The 18,897-nt window shown below is 34.4% G+C and carries 16 protein-coding genes; 3 read left to right on the top strand and 13 right to left on the bottom strand.

Annotation, left to right across the window (positions count from 1 at the left end; all coding sequences use genetic code 11):
• Positions 1-135: 135 nt before the first annotated feature.
• Genes FA048_RS05705 through FA048_RS05695 form a run of 3 tightly spaced genes read left to right on the top strand, consistent with a single transcriptional unit; the run spans position 136 to position 6,092 of the window.
• Positions 136-3,426 (top strand): SusC/RagA family TonB-linked outer membrane protein, encoded by a 3,291-nt coding sequence (locus FA048_RS05705; RefSeq protein ID WP_136839231.1) that lies wholly within the window; start codon positions 136-138, stop codon positions 3,424-3,426.
• A 24-nt stretch (positions 3,427-3,450) separates the two neighbouring features.
• Positions 3,451-5,226, top strand: a complete 1,776-nt coding sequence (locus FA048_RS05700) for a RagB/SusD family nutrient uptake outer membrane protein (protein WP_205943422.1) — start codon at positions 3,451-3,453, stop codon at positions 5,224-5,226.
• A gap of 29 nt (positions 5,227-5,255) precedes the next feature.
• Positions 5,256-6,092 (top strand): endonuclease/exonuclease/phosphatase family protein, encoded by an 837-nt coding sequence (locus FA048_RS05695; protein ID WP_136839230.1) that lies wholly within the window; start codon positions 5,256-5,258, stop codon positions 6,090-6,092.
• Positions 6,093-6,376: 284 nt separating this feature from the next.
• Here FA048_RS05695 and FA048_RS05690 read toward each other — a convergent pair whose 3' ends face one another.
• The 13 genes from FA048_RS05690 to FA048_RS05630 all read right to left on the bottom strand — a co-directional run bounded on the left by FA048_RS05690 (position 6,377) and on the right by FA048_RS05630 (position 18,776).
• Positions 6,377-7,786, bottom strand: a complete 1,410-nt coding sequence (locus FA048_RS05690; RefSeq protein WP_136839229.1) for a lytic transglycosylase domain-containing protein — start codon at positions 7,784-7,786, stop codon at positions 6,377-6,379.
• A 75-nt stretch (positions 7,787-7,861) separates the two neighbouring features.
• A complete protein-coding gene (gene gatA / locus FA048_RS05685; RefSeq protein ID WP_136839228.1) occupies positions 7,862-9,286 on the bottom strand; it encodes an Asp-tRNA(Asn)/Glu-tRNA(Gln) amidotransferase subunit GatA in 1,425 nt (474 codons plus the stop codon).
• Positions 9,287-9,317: 31 nt separating this feature from the next.
• Positions 9,318-9,518 carry a Sec-independent protein translocase subunit TatA/TatB gene (locus FA048_RS05680; protein WP_169306814.1) on the bottom strand — a complete coding sequence of 67 codons (201 nt, stop codon included), beginning with the start codon at positions 9,516-9,518 and terminating at the stop codon, positions 9,318-9,320.
• Between the two features lie 39 nt (positions 9,519-9,557).
• Complete coding sequence (locus FA048_RS20005) at positions 9,558-9,920, bottom strand: Sec-independent protein translocase subunit TatA/TatB (RefSeq protein ID WP_262709717.1); 363 nt, start codon at positions 9,918-9,920, stop codon at positions 9,558-9,560.
• A gap of 48 nt (positions 9,921-9,968) precedes the next feature.
• Entirely contained in the window at positions 9,969-11,252 is a 1,284-nt protein-coding gene (locus FA048_RS05670) for a murein hydrolase activator EnvC family protein (RefSeq protein ID WP_136839227.1), read from the bottom strand.
• A gap of 20 nt (positions 11,253-11,272) precedes the next feature.
• Positions 11,273-12,067, bottom strand: coding sequence for a DUF4292 domain-containing protein (locus FA048_RS05665; RefSeq protein ID WP_136839226.1), 795 nt, complete (start codon positions 12,065-12,067; stop codon positions 11,273-11,275).
• Positions 12,045-13,742, bottom strand: a complete 1,698-nt coding sequence (locus tag FA048_RS05660) for a tetratricopeptide repeat protein (RefSeq protein WP_136839225.1) — start codon at positions 13,740-13,742, stop codon at positions 12,045-12,047. The genes FA048_RS05665 and FA048_RS05660 overlap by 23 nt, the downstream gene beginning before the upstream one ends.
• 24 nt (positions 13,743-13,766) lie before the next feature.
• Positions 13,767-14,198, bottom strand: coding sequence for a dUTP diphosphatase (gene dut, locus FA048_RS05655; protein WP_136839224.1), 432 nt, complete (start codon positions 14,196-14,198; stop codon positions 13,767-13,769).
• A gap of 33 nt (positions 14,199-14,231) precedes the next feature.
• Complete coding sequence (locus FA048_RS05650) at positions 14,232-15,722, bottom strand: lipopolysaccharide biosynthesis protein (RefSeq protein WP_225872479.1); 1,491 nt, start codon at positions 15,720-15,722, stop codon at positions 14,232-14,234.
• Positions 15,723-15,834: 112 nt separating this feature from the next.
• Positions 15,835-16,119, bottom strand: a complete 285-nt coding sequence (locus FA048_RS05645) for an acylphosphatase (RefSeq protein ID WP_136839223.1) — start codon at positions 16,117-16,119, stop codon at positions 15,835-15,837.
• Between the two features lie 145 nt (positions 16,120-16,264).
• Positions 16,265-16,642, bottom strand: a complete 378-nt coding sequence (locus FA048_RS05640) for a hypothetical protein (protein WP_136839222.1) — start codon at positions 16,640-16,642, stop codon at positions 16,265-16,267.
• A gap of 6 nt (positions 16,643-16,648) precedes the next feature.
• Positions 16,649-17,602, bottom strand: coding sequence for an NAD(P)H-dependent flavin oxidoreductase (locus FA048_RS05635; RefSeq protein WP_136839221.1), 954 nt, complete (start codon positions 17,600-17,602; stop codon positions 16,649-16,651).
• Between the two features lie 4 nt (positions 17,603-17,606).
• On the bottom strand, positions 17,607-18,776 hold the full coding sequence (locus FA048_RS05630) for an amidohydrolase family protein (protein ID WP_136839220.1): 1,170 nt from the start codon (positions 18,774-18,776) through the stop codon (positions 17,607-17,609).
• Between the last annotated feature and the right edge of the window lie 121 nt (positions 18,777-18,897).

The following is an 18,897-nucleotide window of genomic DNA, read 5'->3' as shown; positions in this document are numbered from 1 at the left end:
AAGTCATGGTTAAAAATTAATAAAAAAAAGAAACCGATTCTGAAGCAGAATCGATTTCCTCTGCAGTAAATTGGATTGAGGCCCATACTGCTGAACTCAGCAACGATAATTATTAATCACTAAGTATTCAAAAATATGAAAATAAATTTACTAGAATTACGTAAAGCTTTTTTTACTACACTAATTCTTTGCGCTCAAATCTTATTCATCTTTACCCAACAAGTTCATGCGACGAGTCATGTTAACTTTAACATAGCTGACCCTGGGAAAATTACTGGGAAAGTAATGGATGAAAATGGCCTACCTTTTCCTGGTGCTACCATTAAAATTGTACAAACTAATCAAATCTTACAAAGTAACGCAGATGGCAGTTTTTCATTTAGCGTACAGCCTGGAACATATACATTAAATATTTCTTTTCTATCTTATCAATTGCAAGTAATTGATAACGTAATTGTTAAATCTGGCGAAACCACTAATCAAACCATTAAAATGGTTCCAGATCAAAAATCACTTAGTGAAGTTGTAGTGGTTGGTTATGGCACACAGAAAAAAGAGAATTTAACTGGTGCTGTAGATCAAATAACTTCAAAAGCTTTAGAAAATAGACCGATTACCAACTTAACCCAAGGTTTACAAGGTGCATTACCAAATCTTAATTTAAAGATGATGGATGGAAGACCAACACAATCACCAAGCTATAACATTAGGGGCACAACTTCTATTGGCCAAGGTGGTAATGCCTTAGTTCTTATTGATGGTGTAGAAGGAGATCCGAGCTTACTTAATCCAAATGATTTAGAAACAGTAACCATGTTAAAAGATGCAGCTGCATCTTCAATTTATGGCGCAAGAGCTGTTTTCGGCGTAATATTAATTACTACAAAAAAACCAGCTGGTGGCAAAAATACTATCAATTATTCTACAAATTACGCAACTAAAAGCCCATTGCAAGTGCCAGATTTTGTAACGGATGGTTATACTTGGGCCAAAATGTTTGCGGAAGCATTTGTAAATGGAGATGGGGCCTTTCCACAAAACGCAAACAAGTCTCAAAAATTCTCTCAAGCATACTTGACCGAGTTTAAAAGAAGAGCGGAATCTGGTCAGCCATACAATCAGGTTGAGGTAGATCCAACTACAGGAGAGTACGTTTATTACGGTAGCACCAACTTTTATGATCAGCTATACAAAGAAAATACTGGCGCATATGAGCACAATCTATCTTTAACGGGGAGTGGAGAAAAAATTTCTTACTTAGTTTCTGGCAGGTATCAAAAGCAAGCTGGTTTATTTAGGTATAACTCTGATGATTACAGCATGAAAAACTTTAGGGCTAGAGGTGCTATCCAATTGCTTCCGTGGTTAAAACTAGATAACAATGCTGATTTCTCTGTGATGAACTACCATAATCCTTTAAGTGTTGGTGAAGGTGGTGGTGTTTGGAGAAATATTGCCGATGAGGCACACCCCACATCTGTAATGTTTAATCCAGATGGCTCTTTATCAATGTCTGCAGCTTATGGCCCAGGTGATTATTTTTATGGAAAAAGTGGTTCTGATACTAAAAGACAGGTTTTTAGAAATACAACCTCATTATCTTCTAGTTTCTTAAAGAACAAGCTTAGTGTTAATGGTGATTTTACCTTTCGCATAACCAATAATGACACTGAACAAAAAAGAGTACAGTTGCCTTATAGTAACAAACCAGGAGTTATTTCTTATTTAGGGACGACTACTAACGACCTATTGTTTGACAGAAGAGAAACCCAATACTTTGCCAATAACCTTTATGCAGCTTATGAAGACACATTTTCAGGTGCACATTATTTTAAAATAATGGCAGGTTATAATTATGAAGAATCTACTTATAAACGTCTAGCGGCTCAAAGAAATGGTATCATTTTCGAAGACGCAACAGATTTAAACTTAGCACTAGGCCAGGCAATTACAACTGGCGGAGGTTATGAGAAATGGAATGTTTTTGGAGGGTTTTCTAGATTAAACTATGCTTTTAAAGATAGGTATTTATTAGAAGTAAATGCAAGATATGATGGTTCATCAAAATTCCCATCAGACCAAAGGTTTGGCTTTTTCCCATCAGTCTCTGCCGGATGGAGAATTGCAGCAGAACCGTTTTGGAAAGTTTCACCAAAATTTATATCTGATTTAAAAATAAGAGGTTCATACGGCTCACTTGGAAATGGTAATATCTCATCTTATTTATTTCAAGAAAATTTTTCTATCTCTCAATCTAGTATCATTTTGGGTGGAGTAAAACCTCAACGTACTGGACAACCAGGTGTTTTACCAGATGGTTTAACTTGGGAAACATCAACTACAAGCAACATTGGTTTAGATCTTTCGGTGTTAGCTAACCGTTTAACGATTACAGGAGATGCCTACATTCGTAATACTACAGATATGTTTACCGTAGGTTTAACTGCACCAGCTGTATTTGGGGCAACTGTACCAAAAGGTAACTATGCAGATTTACGCACTAAAGGCTGGGAACTTAGCGTAACTTGGAGAGATAAAATAAATACCCAAAAGCCAATTAATTACAACGTTAGGCTAACAGTTGCCGATAATACATCAAAAATAACGAAGTACAACAATCCTGATAAGTTACTTTCCGATTATTATGTTGGACAAACCATTGGTGAAATTTGGGGATACACTACAGAAGGTTTCTTTATTGACCAAGCTGATATAGATTCTCACGCCAAACAAAGTCCGCAAATGAGGGCATCGCCAACAAATGTTTGGTATCCTGGAGATATCAAATTGCAAGATTTAAACAACGATGGTTTTATCAACGTAGGTAAAAATACTGTAAATGATTCTGGGGACAGAAAAATTATAGGTAATGCAGCCCCTAGATATACTTATGGGATTAATGTTGGTGCAGACTGGAATAACTTTTTCTTCTCTACCTTTTTTCAGGGCGTAGCTAAACAAGATTGGTACCCGAGTACAGAAACAGAATTTTTCTGGGGACAATATAACCGTCCATACAACAATATACCTACTTTCCACTTAGGTAACATGTGGACTCCAGAAAACACCAATGCCTATTTCCCTAGAACAATGTCTCGTGCCGCTTCATCAAATACCAATAGAACTCTAGGTGTGGCACAAACAAAATATTTGCAAAATGTGGCTTACATCAGAATGAAGAATATCCAAGTAGGTTATACTTTACCTGCAAAATGGGTATCAAAAATCAAAGCTAGCAGTGCAAAGATTTACTTTTCTGGAGAAAATTTATTTACCTACTCTCCACTTTACAAAATAACCAAAACACTTGACGTGGAGAACACCGTACCTGCAGATCAGGGTTTTAACTCAGGTGCCACAAATGGAGATGGATATAATTATCCGTTATTAAAAAGCTATTCTATTGGTTTAAACTTAACCTTTTAATCATAAGCATTAAAAAATATCATCATGAAAATAAATAAGTTATGGTTGCTTTTAGTTATCGTTAGCGCAGTAACCGCTTGTAAAAAACTAGATCAAGAACCTGAATCTACAGCATCTAAATCAGCTATTTTTGGTAGCGAAAATGGATTACAGTTGTACGCCAACTCATTTTACAGCATATTGCCAGGCAACTCTACCAGCTTAGACGCAATGTCTGATTACCTAGCTGTTAAAGAGGTGCCCAGCTTTATACAAGAAGGTGTTTATGCACCTAACCTAAGCTCTGGCTGGAGTTGGTCTGATTTAAGAAACATTAATTATTTCATTGTAAATAATAATGATCCAAAAATATCAGCAGAGGCAAGAAAAAACTATTTAGGTCTTGCCAGATTTTTTAGAGCCTATTTTTACTTTGAAAAAGTAAAAAGATTTGGTGACGTGCCATGGATAAATAAACCATTAGAAGTAACAGATCCTACTCTTTACAACGGAAGAGATAAAAGAACTTTAGTTATGGATTCTGTACTGGCTGACATTAATTATGCCGCAGAAAACATCAGGAGTGCTAATGATCCAACTAGAAGCACTATTACAAAAGATATAGCCTTAGGCTTAAAATCTAGAATTTGTCTTTTTGAAGGTACTTTTAGAAAATACCACACAGAGCTAAATTTACAAAGCACAGCAACAGAATGGTTAACCAATGCAGCAAGTGCTGCTAAGCTAATAATGGATAAAAACACTTATTCTATTAACACAACTGGAGGGACTAGTATCTCTTACCGTCAAGTCTTTATTAGCCCAGCCCCTGTTAGTAGTGAAGTAATGTTATCATCAATATGCGATTTGACTTTGAATGTATTAAACGAGGCAAACTGGTGGTGGACAAGTGGAACTTATGGTGCTAAGGCTAGTTTTACAAGAACCTTTATCAATACTTATTTAAATATAGATGGGACACCTTACACCAACAATCCTAACTATACCACAATGTTATTTAAGGACGAAGTTAAAAACAGAGATTTAAGGCTAAAACAAACCATTCGTTCTGGTGACTATAAAAGGATAAGTGGTGGCGTACAAGTTCCTGCACCTCCTGTATTTTCTTATACATTTACTGGGTATCAGCCTATAAAATGGACATTAGATGATATGTATTATGATGCTGGCGCACTAAATATTAATTCTATTTCTTTAATGAGGTTTGCAGAAATACTTTTAATTTACGCAGAAGCTAAAGCAGAATTAGGCACCTTAACAGACCAAGACTGGGCTATAACAGTAGGCAGATTACGCGCTAGAGCAGGCATTACTGGCGGATTAACTGCAAAACCAACTGCGATTGACCCTTATTTAGTTACCAACTATTTTCCAAATATTACTGATGCCAGTATATTAGAAATTAGAAGAGAAAGAGGTATTGAATTGAGTTTAGAAGGGCACCGTTTTAGCGATATACTAAGATGGAAAAGAGGTGAATTAATGGAAAAAGAATGGAATGGCTTCTATGTGCCTGCACTTAACACTCCTATGGATTTAAACGAGGATGGCATTTTAGATGTTGCATTCTATCAAGGTACAAGACCCACACCAGCTGTGGCGGGCGTTACCTATGTAGATGTTTCTAATACAATTAGTGGAAAAGTAAATTCTCAGAGATTAAAAAATGGCACTTCTGGTCAGCTGATTTGGATGAACGAAATCTCTAGAAAGTGGAGTGACAAGCAATATTATTACCCAATTCCTCAAGCAGACGTGCTTAGAAATCCAGCTCTTGGCCAAAATCCAGGTTGGTTTTAATTATTCATAAAAATAAAATATAAAGATAGATGAAACTAAAATTCTTATTTATTATTTCGTTGTTTATCACAACATCCATTAGCCTAAAAGCACAATCATTTAATGTTGCCACTTTTAATATTAGGTATGATAATCCTAGAGATTCGGGAAATCTTTGGATTGATCGTGCACCAATAGTTTCTAATCTTATTCGCTTCCATGACTTTGATGTATTCGGAGTTCAGGAGGGATTAAAAAATCAATTGGATGACATGAGCAAGGCTTTGCCAGAATACTCAAGATATGGCCTTGGTCGTGATGATGGCAAAGAAGCTGGCGAGCATTCCGCTATATATTACAAAAAAGATAGATTTAAATTAATAAAAAGTGGCGACTTTTGGTTATCAGAAACTCCTAATACTCCAGGCAAAGGCTGGGACGCCACTTGTTGCAATCGCATTTGTACCTGGGTTTATTTAGAAGACATCAAAACCAAGAAAAAATTCTACACCTTTAATGTGCATTTTGATCATCAAGGCGTAATTGCCCGTAAAGAAAGTGGCAAATTAATGGTGCAAAAAATAAAGGAAATAGCTGCTAACGAACCTGTATTATTAACCGGCGATCTTAATGGAAGTAGAGAAAGCGAATGGTATCTAACTATCGCAAATTCTGGAATACTTAATGACGTTTATAAAGGTGTAAAATATCCTTATGAAAACAATTCATCTAGCAACGGTTTTAGAACTCCTCGTGGAATGGGTGTTATTGATCATATTTTTATGTCAAAACAATTTAAAGCTAGTAAATGGGGAATATTAACAGATACCTATTTTGGTAAGTTCCCTTCAGATCATTTTCCTGTAATGGCAACCGTTAGTTTGTAATACAGAAGATAATATTATTTAAAAAGGCTTGGAAACTAAACATTTCAAGCCTTTTTTATGGCAACAAGATATAGTATTCCATGGTTCTGTGGCACACAAAACACCTAGAATTGTCATTCCGACTTTGGAGGAATCTCGGAGATAAGGTAAGAGAGAAAAATATAAAGAGATTTCACAATGCTTAGAACAACAAAATTAAGGTTTTAGCTATTTTAGGTCTTTTAAAGCTATCCAATATTCAAATTGCAGACTTAATCCTATGTTTATCTATGTGTTTAAAAAAATTAACTCTTAATCTTCAAAACCATACCTGGTTGTAAAGTAGCTTTCTTTAAACCGTTAGTTTTCTTAATACTGGCTACAGTTGCCCCATCAAACTTTTCAGCTATGCCCGACAATGTATCTCCTACTTTAACTCTATAAGTAATAAAATCAGGCTTCAGCACTTTTTTAACAATTGGAGCAGATTTGTCACCATATATTTTTAGCGATTGCCCTGGAACAACGGTATTGCTTTTTAAGTTATTCCATACTTTTAGATCTTGAACTTCTACATTGTATAAGTCGGCAATAATGCCCAAATTCTGACCAGGTTTAACTTTATAAGTATTTGTATTAGATTTAGCTATTATCTTTTTATTGGTTAATTTAAGTTTACGTAAATCTCTAACATCATCTGTTGATGCTAAAATAATATCTCTTTCAACTTCGATATCGTTATTAAGCACATCGTAGAGTTTAGCATAACTGCCTTGTTCTACTTTCGGTAAAATTATTCTTTTAGGTAAAAGTTCTGTGCCATTTACAATCTTCTTCTTATAAGATGGGTTTAAAATTGACAATGTAGATTCTTCATGATTAATTGCCCTTGCTAAATCGGCTAATGCAACAAAATGATTTACCTGAATAGTATCTGTCTTAAAATCAATTGAAGCATTTTGGGTAGCAATCCCATGGTTATCAGCATAATTCATTAAATAAACCGCAGCAATAAATGCAGGCACATAATCACGAGTTTCTTTTGGCAAATATTGACGAATTACCCAGAAGTCTCTAGAACCAGCTTTTCCTATGGCACGAGTTACATTTCCTTTTCCACAATTGTAGGCAGCAATAGCCAAAAGCCAATCGCCAAGTTCTTCGTAGGCATCTCTAAAATATGCCGCTGCAGCATAACTAGCCTGAATGGGGTCTTTACGTTCATCAACAAAATTGTCCATGTTTAATCCGTAAGCTCTTGCTGTACTAAACATAAATTGCCACATGCCTGTTGCACCCACTTTAGATATGGCATGCGGATTCATTGATGATTCTATAATAGGCAAATACTTAATTTCTTCGGGAATATTGTAAGCTTTTAATGCTTTTTCGAAAATCGGAAAATAGTAGTTTGATAAACCCAACATCTTTCCCATTCTATCTTTCTGTTTACCTAAAACATCAATAAAGTTCTGAACATACTCATTATAGCTTAACGGAACTGTTTTTTGAATAGAATCTAAACGAAATTTGAATGTTATATTTTGATTGTAGAATAAAAGTTTATCTACAACTGGAGCATGAACAGAGTCTGGTATTGAGTTAGCTGCTATTCTTTTTAAAACCGAATCGGCTTTTGCTGTATTTAGGGTTACTTGACCAGCGGCCGTTAAGAAAGTAAGAAAACTTATGGTAGTTAGTATTATTCTTCTCATAGGCATTTTATCTATCCACTTATACTAAACAGCTTTCTTCCTTGTAGAGCAATGGGCTGTCTAATGGTGGTTCAATTAGGCTTCGTTTAAGAAACGATATGATAAATTAAATAATTCTTGCTCGTTAAAGTGTTTGGTCATTAACTGTACACTTAACGGTAAACCGTCTTTATTATTGCCAAGTGGTAATGCAACTGCCGGAATACCTGCTAAAGAAGCCAAAACTGTATAAATATCTGCCATATACATTACCAGAGGATCTTGCATGTTTTCGCCAATTTTAAAAGCTGGTGTTGGTGTTACAGGACTCAATAGAAAATCGTAATCAGCTAATAAAGCCTCTACCCTATCTCTAATTAGCCTTCTTACCTGCTGAGCTTTCTGGTAATAAGCATCATAATAACCGGCACTTAAAACAAAAGTACCCAACAAAATTCTACGTTTAACCTCCTCTCCAAAACCTTCGGCTCTAGAAGTTTTATATAAGTTATTTAAGCTTTCTGCTTGTGTATTTCTATAACCATAATGAACCCCATCATAACGAGAAAGATTTGATGATGCTTCTGCAGTAGTTAAAACATAATAAGCCGGAACCATATAATCAAGTAAATCAAAAGACATATATTCAATTTCATGGCCTTGAGATTTTAAGGTTTCAATTGAATTTAATATTGCAGTTTTTATCTCTGGATCTAAGGCATCGTTTTCAATGGTCTCTTTTAAAACAGCAATTTTCTTCTTGCCACTTTGAGTTAAATTTTGCGCATATCTTGGCACGGGCAAAGAAGACACAGTACTATCGGCCTCATCTACTCCTGCTAAAATTTCTAATAACAAAGCAGCATCGCTAACCGAAGATGTTATCGTACCAACCTGATCGAAAGAGGAAGCATAAGCAATAATGCCGTATCTAGAAATACGACCATAAGTAGGTTTAAAACCAATATTACCACAAAAAGCAGCTGGTTGACGGACTGAACCTCCTGTATCTGTGCCTAAGGCCGCTAAACACATATCTGCTTGCACAGCAACTGCTGAACCTCCAGATGACCCTCCAGCAACTCTTTCTTCATCAATGGCATTTTTTACTGGCCCGAAATAAGAAGTTTCATTGGAGCCACCCATAGCAAATTCATCGCAATTTAGTCTGCCAATAATAATTGCGTCTTCACTTAATAAGCGTTGCACTACAGTTGATGAATATGGAGAAACAAATCCATCCAACATTTTAGAAGAAGCAGAAACCTTATGGTCTAAATAACAAATATTGTCCTTGATACCAATAACCATACCGGCTAGTTTACCAGCGGTACCATTTTCTATTTTTTGTTGAACAAGGTTTGCTTGTTTTGTTGCTGAATCAAAAAACACCTCATTAAAAGCATTGAGGTGTTGATTTTTTTCTATCTGCTCAAAATAATGAGCCGTTAACTGTGATAAGGTAAGCTGCTTTTGCGCAAGTTTCCCTTGTATCTCTGTTAAAGAGGTATATTTCTTCAAAGTTTAAATTTAAATCAAGAAATGGTAGAACTTATGGTTTAGTCTGATTTGGATTGTTAGTTGTATTATCACTATCAACTCCATCTTTCCCATCTTTAAATTCCTTCATTCCTTTTCCTAATCCACGCATTAATTCTGGAATTTTCTTACCTCCAAATAATAATAACAATGCTAATACAATTAGCGTAATTTCCATAGGGCCCATTCCGATTAATATGGTTGGTTGTGTCATGATATTTTATATTTAATTTTTTAAATCAGTTTGAATAAGTTAAGAATGAGTTTCGTTACTCTTATTCTCAATTTTTATTTTTTCTCCTTCAGTAGGTTTATTTTCTTCGGCTAATGAAGAACTTTCATTAAGAATCTCATCTTCTACTGGGTGGTGATGAAATGCATGATTTTCTTCTTCCTTTTTCTCTTCCTCTACATCACTAGTTACGGAATTTATGTTCCTATGGATTTCTCTCTTTACGCCTTCCGAAGCATCTTTAAATTCCCTAATCCCTTTCCCTAAACCTCTTGCCAATTCAGGCAATTTTTTACCTCCAAATAACAAAAGTACGGCTACCATAATGAGCATCATCTCTCCGCCGCCCATATTTAAGAACTCTAAAATTGTGCTCTGATACATTTCTAATCGATTTTAATACAAATATAGACAAATAAAACATCGAATAGTTTATCTTGCTACCCAACTTTCTGGAGGAAGTGGAATACCACCACGATTAATTTGAAAACCAACCTCTGGCGTACCATCATTATTTGCAGCAGTACCTATAGCTTGTTTGGTAGTTACACTTGTTCCCTCAGACACACTTACGTTTTTTAGGTTCTGATAGATTGTAAAGTATTCACCATGCCTAATAATAACAATATATTTCCCTAAAATATTTCTGATTTTACTTACTTTACCATTAAAAACGGCCCTTACACTTGCATTTTCACTTGTTTGATAAACTACCCCATCATTTTGACCTCTAGCTGTTCCAACTGTATAAGGACCAAAGTGTGTTGTTATAACTCCAGAAGCAACAGGCCAAGGTAAATTCCCTTTATTATTCTCAAAAGCATCCGAAAGTTTAGCATCTTCTGGGCTATTTCTTAAAATCTGACTCGTTGTTCTAGGTTTAGCACTCACAACAGGCGCTACCTTCCCTTCTGCTTTAGCTTTTGCGGCTGCTAATCTCTCTGCTTCTTTAATTCTAGCTTCTTCTTTTCTTCTTTCAGCTTCAATTATTCGATTGATCTCAGCTTTCATCTGACGGTCAATTGCTGCTTGCTGCTGTCTATTTTTTTGAATGTCTTGTCTATATTTTCTTTCGTCTTTGCTTAAATTATTTAAAACGGCAGCTTGTTCACTCTTTTTTCTATCTAACCTACTCTTTTCACTTTCTTGTTGTTTAAGTAGACTAAGTTTATTTTTCAAATCTCTATCTAAAACAGAGATCTGATTGTTTAAATCTTTTTCTGTACCCTGAATATAAGCAGCTTGTTTTTTACGGTATTGCCCAAATTGTTGTAAGTATTTAATCCTTTTATAACCTTGATTAAAATCTTTAGCTGCAAAAATGAACATCATCTTATCGTAAGAGTTTCTGTTGCGCTGAGCAAATCTAATCATCCCTGCATACTCTTTTTTCAAATCGCTTAAACGAGTTTGCAAATTGTGTACTTTACCAGTATTTTCAGTAATCTGATTGTCTAAACTTCTCATTTCTGAGTTGATTGTAGAGATCTTTTCCTGCATTAAGCGTACCTGAGCCTTGATGGTATTGATTTGGCTTAACGTTAATTTTTTACCACTGGTAGTTTTGTTGAGGTTTCTTTGCGCTAACTCAATTTGTCTCTCAATAGCTTCTTTTTTTTGCTTAAGCGCTTTAAGCTCATTACTGGTTTGTTGTGCAAAAGCGGTTGTACTCAGTGCTATAAAAAGCAGAGAAAGAAATAGTTTGTTTAACTTCATTTGCACCAAAAATATAAAAATTAGTTAACTAGCTCAAAGTTTTTAGGAACTGAGAATGGAAATTCGACCGCAACATTGCTTTCTATTTTAATAAATTCTATTGATATATTAATTTTTTTAGCACCTGCCATCGAATTAATTTTCAAACTTGAAGGAAACAATGAACTGTTTATTGGGGTATAATCTCCATAAGCAACTTTAAAAGCTTGGGCATTTTTTGCATCATTCAAATTTACTTCTGTAGGCTTTAATAAGGTATTAAACAGAATTCTATATGCTAAATCTTGAGCATTTCCACTCAAAACCCATACTCCATTTTCTTGTACCAAATCAGACTTTTCTACCATAAAATCATTAATCGTATTACCTGAAAGTACTGCTTGCAACATTCCAAAGTTGACTTGTTTATTGGTAAACCCATAAATATAATTAAAAGGTTTTTTTGTAAATGTTTTTTGCAGGTTATTTCGCAATAGCAAACTATCTGGAGTAATTACTGCACGTACTCCCTCTATTCCTGCTAATCCTGTAACGCTAACCCATATTTTTTTATCTTTTTGAATTCTGATGTTCATAGTAACATTATTTACATCTCCATTCACATCTAAGCTAGCTTTTCCCTTCAAAGACAACGTATTAAATGGCAAATCTTTACTTTTTAATAACGTTAAATTTTCTGGTTTCTTATCTGCACTTACCTCTACTTTTTCAGCACTTGCCGATGGGGTTGCAATAATTACTTTTTTTGGTCTACAGCCAACAGCAAACGTAGCAAATACTGCTAAAATAAGGCTATTTAATATATTTCTTTTCATTGATTTTCTTAGTTAATTTTTCGGAACTATTTCCTGCTTGTTTGGCTTTTTGCCATTGCAATAGGGCATTTTCCTTTTCTCCTTTTAAGAAAAGAATATCACCATAGTGCTCTAAGTAAACAGGGTTTGATGCTTCATTGTTTTGCAAAGCTCTCTCTATCCAACTTAATGCTAAATCATATTTACCTAATTTAAACAACACCATTGCATAGGTGTCTAAAACAGATGCGTTTTTAGGAAGTGCCGCAGCTGCTTTCGCTGCAAGTGTTTCCGCCTTACTTAAATTCTGATTTCTTAATGCTAGATAATAAGCATAATTGCTTAAGGTTAAATAATTATCCGGAGCTAATGCAATGGCTTTATCAAATGCTGCATCTGCTTCTTTTAATTTCTCTTGATCTATTAAAACTTCTGCCTGTAATGCGAAAATCATTGCTTTTAAATTTTGATCATCTCCATCTAACTGCAAAGCTGATTTAATTTCTATTCCTGCCTCTGCATTTTGGCCATTTCTATGGAGAGCAAACGCTCTATAATAATACAATATTGCTTGATTTGGATAAATAGATAATGCCTCTTCTCCAGTTTTAATGGCATCAGTATATTGGCCCATTAAAGTTTGTATGCCTAAAATTTTCTCCCAAGCTAAATAATTCTGTTCAGCTACTTTAAGAACTGCCTGATACTGTTCCTTGGCATCATTTAATTTTCCCTGCTGGTAAAGTACATCTCCATATAACAATAAAAGTTTTGGATCATTTGGATGAGCTTTTAAAGCTATTTGGGTTAAATCTGTTGCGTCTTTTACCACTAACTGATTGTTAAACCTTGGCAACATTAAACTCACAATTTTAACCTTACTAGCAATAGGCATTGCTGTTTGGGCAAAAGCAGATTTTAAAGGTAGAATGGCCAATTCATTCTTTTTTTGAGATTGATAAATATCTGCCATGGCCAAATCAATCTCAAAATTATTTGGCTCTAAAACTTTCGCTTTCTGGAGTAGAGCTAAAGCTTCTTCTTTTTTATTTTTCTCTAGCAAAACCCCACTTAAATAAAGATAATTTTTAACATCAGCTGGGTTTTCTGCTATTAATTTATTAATCGATTCATCAGTAGGCGTTGTAGCACTTTGGAGGACAACCCGTTGCTTAGCTAATGTTAGCTCTTTTGAGCTCCCGAATCTTTGTTCAATTTCATCATAAGCATTCTTAGCTTCTGGTATTTTTCCTGCAATGAAAAAAGCATTTGCCCTATCATAATAAAAATCTTCATTCTCAGGAGACAAAACAATGAGTTGGTTAAAAACTCCAACTAAAGCTTCCATATTGCCGTTGCGCTTATAAATTTCTCCCTGTAACCTTAAATACCAAACGTTATTTGCTTTTAAAGCTATTGCTTTTTTTATGGCTACTTCAGCATCCAATAATTTATTTTGACGGAAATTTAAGGTCGCTATCTCAAAATATGCGGCATCATTTTTTGGGTCTATATTTACAATTTTTGTAAAATTGGTGTTGGCATTGGCATAGTTTTCAGCCATTTTTTCTTTCAATCCAGCAAAAAAAAGCTCTTTCACAACATTCCCTTCTTTGCCTTCTACCACAGGGGGTTCTTGCGCAAACAATGTAATGCCTACAAAGCATAAAAAAAGAAATACCAATGTGACCTTCATTTTGTTGTTTTAACCTACTTAAAACTATTTCCCGGTATGCCCATAGCCTCCGGCACCACGAGCTGTATCATTCAATTCTACTACACTTTCCCAGCTTATTGTTTCGTGTTTAGCAATTACCATTTGTGCAATTCTATCACCATCATTAATTACAAAATCAATGTCTGATAAATTAACTAATAAAACTTTAATTTCCCCACGGTAATCTGCATCAATTGTTCCGGGTGAATTTACAATCCCAATTCCATGTTTATAAGCCAGTCCACTTCGGGGCCTAATTTGCGCTTCATATCCAATTGGCAGTTCTATATGCAAACCCGTTGGAATTAAAAGTCGTTGCAAAGGTTTAATTGTAATCTGTTCTGGCGTAAATGCTCTTAAATCCATTCCTGCAGCATGAGCGGTTTCATATGCTGGTAGTGGATGATTTGAATGGTTAATGATTTTGATGTTCACTTTATTTAGATTTGAGATAATAGAATTGAAAAGTTAAGTTGTACGCTTTAATATCTTCATTAAATCATTTTTTTCAAAGTAGGCAACTCCAGCAATAAATGCAATTAATAACGCATTGCCTATATATATATTTCGATTAAATATAAAAAATGAAATAAAAACAATAGCAGTTGAAATGATTAAATAGATTGAAATCTTTTTTAAATTATAAGGGATTGGATAATATTTTTGGCCTAAAACGTAAGAGATTACCATAATGATAAAATAAGCTAACATGCTTACCCATGCAGAAGCCATATAGCTGTACTTTGGAATGAGTATGATGTTCATCACAATAGTAAAGACTGCCCCAACCAAAGAAATGTATAGACCATAACGTGTTTGATCTGAAAGACGATACCAAACTGATAAGTTCATATAGATGCCCAAACAGACGTAACCAAAAAGCAAGAAAGGAACGGCTGGTAAACCAATCCAATAGCGCTTATCAATAAAATGTTTGATTAAATCAATATTTGCTATTAAGCCGACAAATAAAATTGCGAGTGCCAACACAAAATAATTAAGAATATTAGCATAAGTTGTTTTAGCATTTTCATCTTTAGAGTGACTAAAAAAGAAGGGTTCAGCTCCAAGTCTAAAAGCCGTATTAAAAATACTGATGAAAATAGCCAGTTTACAAACTGCGCCATAAATACCTGTTTCATAATCTGCAATATTTGCTGGAAGATACTTTCCTAACAATATTTTATCTAGGTTTTCATTAATGATAAACGATAGATTAGCCACCAAAACTGGCCAACTATAAGCAAACATTTTATAGAAAAGTTGTTTATCAAATTTCAATTGAAGAGCTCCAAATTCTGGAAGCAATAATAGGAACGTTGATATGCTAGCAACTAAATTGGCAACAAAAACATAACCAATCCAATCCGGTTTAAACCAAGATGATAACCATTCTGCTCCTGCTAAATCGTGTTTTATTACCGCTGGAATAACATAAATAAACACCAGGTTTAACACTACAAAAACACCAATATTAAAAAACTTGACCACACTATATTTAATTGGCCTACCATCTGCCCTTAATTTAGCGAAAGGGATTACACAAATAGCATCTGTAAATAATATCCATATTAAATATTGAACGTATTTTCTTTGTTCGTCATAGCTTGCGTGACCATCGCTACTTGAGGTAAACCTTGTTATATAGTCTGTAAAAATTAATCCGGTAACCAAAAAAAGAATGGAAATAAAAGCAATAACTAAAAAGCTATTGTTATAAACCTCTTGCTTTTTATCCTCATGTTTATTCAAGTAACGGAAAAAGGTGGTTTCCATACCAAATGCCAAAATTGCATTAATAATGGAAGCATAACTGAACATTTTAGTGAAAATACCATATACACCTTGTGCATAAACACTAGTGTAAATTGGAGTTAGGATAAAATTAAATAGTCTGGAAAATATGGTACTTATACCATAAATCATTGTTTGACCAGCAAATTTTTTATATACAGACAAATTATTTTAGATTTTAGATTTTAGATTTTAGATTTCTAATTGAAACTTCAATCTAAAATTTATTATTTTTTCGGCAAATCGTAATTCGTAAATTTAAAATCGTAAATCAGCTTTACCACAATAAATTCTTTTTTACAACCTCAAAGTTGCGATAATTTTTAATTTCTCCATCTTCTACAACTACATTTTCTACTTTAGCTTTTTCTGGACCTTCATCACACCAATCAACAAACATTTCTAAAGTAGTAGCATCAGCCTCTGCTTCTATGTAAACAGAGCCATCCTTTTCATTTTTAACCAAGCCTTTAACACCCATTTGGTCGGCTACTGCTTTGGTGCTCGCCCTAAAAAAAACGCCCTGAACCTTACCGGTTACTTTTATATTAATATGTTTCATTCTTATTTAGTTCTTGTTGGGGTTTATTCTTAGGCATTTGTTTGGCTCTTTTTTTTATCAATACAATTGCAATGATTACTAAAATAATCGTTATAACCGCCAATACTCTTTTAAAAATCATTATATTATTCTAAGCTGTAATCGATTAAACTGGGCTACTAAACATTACTTTTCCAAATAGCAATGCAAATATCACATAGATACCCAGTGGAATTAAAATCAATTTTAAGTCGGTGTGGGCCATAAAAAATTTGACCAATGCAAGGCTACTTACCGCATAGTGCATAAAATTTCCTATTACAACAGGCTTGCTATAAATACCACCTATCAAATTTGATTTTGCCATCCAATTTAAAATGGCGAAACCCAAATAAGTTGAACCCAAAACTTGGATAATTAAGGGAAGAACAATGAATTCTTTAATACCAAAATATGTTAAAACTTCGTCTGGCATAAATGAACAAACCAAACCAATTGTTGCCATGACTATGGTACTTGAAGTCATTAATATTTTAGTATTCATTATAGTTTATGTGGTAAAATTAATTCTATTCAAGTTCTCTTTTTCTGTTAAAAACTCATCCCAAATTTCATTTAAAATTTCTGCAGCAGGTTTAATTTCATCAAGCATCGCTGATACTTGACCAATTTCTAGTTCACCTTGCTCCATATTTCCTTCAAACATACCTAATTTTGCTCTTGCCCTACCTAAAAGTTCGGCCAATTGGGCCATATTAGCACCGTCTGCCTCTGCTTGAGCTACTTTATCAGCAAATTCATTTTTTAATAAACGGACTGGCACTAATTTTTTCATTCGTAATTTGGTATCTCCTTCTGCAGAGGAAATTATTTTTTCTTTAAAATTTAAATGGGCCGATGATTCTTCAGCTACTGCAAAAGCAGAACCGATTTGAATTGCATCTGCACCCAAAGCAAAGGTAGCCAACATGGCTTTTCCACTTGCAATTCCACCTGCAGCAATTACAGGAATTTTAACCGCAGCTTTGATCATCGGAATTAAACATAAAGTGGTTGTTTCTTCTCTACCATTATGACCACCTGCCTCAAAACCTTCAGCAACTACGGCATCAACGCCACATTCTTGTGCTTTTAAGGCAAATTTGGTATTGGCAATAACGTGCACTACTATAATCCCCTTTTCCTTCAAGAAACTTGTCCATGTGACAGGATTACCAGCGGATGTAAATACAATTTTTACATCTTCTTCAACAAGGATATCCATGATTTCTTTCACGTTAGGATAAAGCAATGGAACGTTTACTGCAAACGGATTCGAAGTTGCTTGTTTGCATTTCTGAATATGTGTTCTCAAAATCTCTGGATACATTGAACCCGCACCTATTATACCTAGGCCCCCAGCATTAGAAACAGCTGAAGCTAATTTCCAACCACTACACCAAACCATTCCTGCTTGAATAATTGGATATTTGATATTGAAAAGTTGTATAATACGATTGATCATTTCGCTAAAATAAACGTTTTATGGTTGTTTTCTCTGTTACCGTTCCATCTACAACATTGCTTATGTTTAATATGCCAGGCTTTTTACCAACAGTTAAACTTCCATATTGCAATTCAATTGCTAAAAATTCAGCTCCATTTAGAGTAGCCCATTTTAACATCTCTTCAAAAGAAACTTTTTTGTAGTCTTGCAAAGTTTGCATTTCTGCCAAGATATTTAATTGATGATTACTTGCCAAACTATCGGTTCCAAGTGTAATTTTTAGATCTTCATTCTTCAATAAGTCTACATCTGGCAAGTTATTTTCTATATATAAATTTGCATTTGGGCATAAACACCAATACAATTTTTGATGCTGTTCTTTAGAGAAATCCACATCTGCCTTGTCAGTAAAAGTGTTATGCACTAAAAGAGTGTTAGTATATTTAGGTAGTTGAGGCAAATGGTAGTTTAATGAATTTCTTCCTTGGTTATGAGCATCGCTCTGCGCAATCCCTAATTCTGCAAAAAAATCTGCAAATGCTCCGACACCTGATTCAAAAAGCTCATTTTCTCCTTTGGTTTCTTGGTTGTGGATTGTTAAAATATCATCGCTTTGAGTAACCTTATTTATTTCATTAAACAATTCGGAAGAAACTGAATAGGGCGAATGAGGTACTACTGATGCTTTAAGGGGAGCAAAATCATCTTTTAATTGAACCCCAGCTTCAATAATTGGCAAAGATGGTCTGTTAAACCCAAAAACTTCTACAAAAGTATGATAGTAAACTTTACTCTTAAGCTTAATTGATTTTGAAATTAACTGATTTGAGATGTCGCCAACGGCTACAATTCCATTTTCATACATTTCTTGATCAGCTTTTTGCATAGCCAAAAGAATATCTTCTTCAGGTTGTTGCCTATGTGCTAAAATTTGTTTGATAAAGCTTGGCAAACCTGTTCCTTCATTTATTATTCCTCGCATATGCGATAACTCTAAATGGCAATGGGTATTTACAAAACCCGGAATTAACCACCCTTCGAAATGTTGGATATTATTGATTGCTTTAGCTTTAGCTTCTTCTGCTGTTAAAACCTGAAGAATGACACCATCAGCGTCAATCTCCAAAACTCCACCTTCTATAGGTTTAGCATCTACTGGAAATATCCACTTGGCAGATATGAAATTTTGCATTTACAAATTAAGCGGAATAAGTGTAAAACCAAAGATTATAATTAAACATTGTTGATGTTCGCTACAATGTGTTGCACTTCTCCACAATTTTTAAAATGAACAAATTAAACAAAGACCTAAA

Origin of the sequence: Pedobacter polaris, assembly GCF_005116505.1 — a bacterium.
GTDB lineage: Bacteria > Bacteroidota > Bacteroidia > Sphingobacteriales > Sphingobacteriaceae > Pedobacter > Pedobacter polaris.
The sequence above is the reverse complement of the archived record's forward strand: the minus strand, read 5'-3'. Positions and strand labels throughout refer to the sequence as shown.

Bases quoted from the DNA above. Each gene is read 5' to 3' on its own strand.
- FA048_RS05645 (WP_136839223.1), bottom strand. From the start codon at position 16,119: ATGAAACATATTAATATAAAAGTAACCGGTAAGGTTCAGGGCGTTTTT.
- FA048_RS05640 (WP_136839222.1), bottom strand. From the start codon at position 16,642: ATGAATACTAAAATATTAATGACTTCAAGTACCATAGTCATGGCAACA.
- FA048_RS05665 (WP_136839226.1), bottom strand. From the start codon at position 12,067: ATGAAAAGAAATATATTAAATAGCCTTATTTTAGCAGTATTTGCTACG.
- FA048_RS05635 (WP_136839221.1), bottom strand. From the start codon at position 17,602: ATGATCAATCGTATTATACAACTTTTCAATATCAAATATCCAATTATT.
- FA048_RS20005 (WP_262709717.1), bottom strand. From the start codon at position 9,920: ATGTATCAGAGCACAATTTTAGAGTTCTTAAATATGGGCGGCGGAGAG.
- FA048_RS05690 (WP_136839229.1), bottom strand. From the start codon at position 7,786: ATGAGAAGAATAATACTAACTACCATAAGTTTTCTTACTTTCTTAACG.
- FA048_RS05660 (WP_136839225.1), bottom strand. From the start codon at position 13,742: ATGAAGGTCACATTGGTATTTCTTTTTTTATGCTTTGTAGGCATTACA.
- FA048_RS05700 (WP_205943422.1), top strand. From the start codon at position 3,451: ATGAAAATAAATAAGTTATGGTTGCTTTTAGTTATCGTTAGCGCAGTA.
- FA048_RS05680 (WP_169306814.1), bottom strand. From the start codon at position 9,518: ATGACACAACCAACCATATTAATCGGAATGGGCCCTATGGAAATTACG.
- FA048_RS05695 (WP_136839230.1), top strand. From the start codon at position 5,256: ATGAAACTAAAATTCTTATTTATTATTTCGTTGTTTATCACAACATCC.
- FA048_RS05630 (WP_136839220.1), bottom strand. From the start codon at position 18,776: ATGCAAAATTTCATATCTGCCAAGTGGATATTTCCAGTAGATGCTAAA.
- FA048_RS05670 (WP_136839227.1), bottom strand. From the start codon at position 11,252: ATGAAGTTAAACAAACTATTTCTTTCTCTGCTTTTTATAGCACTGAGT.
- FA048_RS05705 (WP_136839231.1), top strand. From the start codon at position 136: ATGAAAATAAATTTACTAGAATTACGTAAAGCTTTTTTTACTACACTA.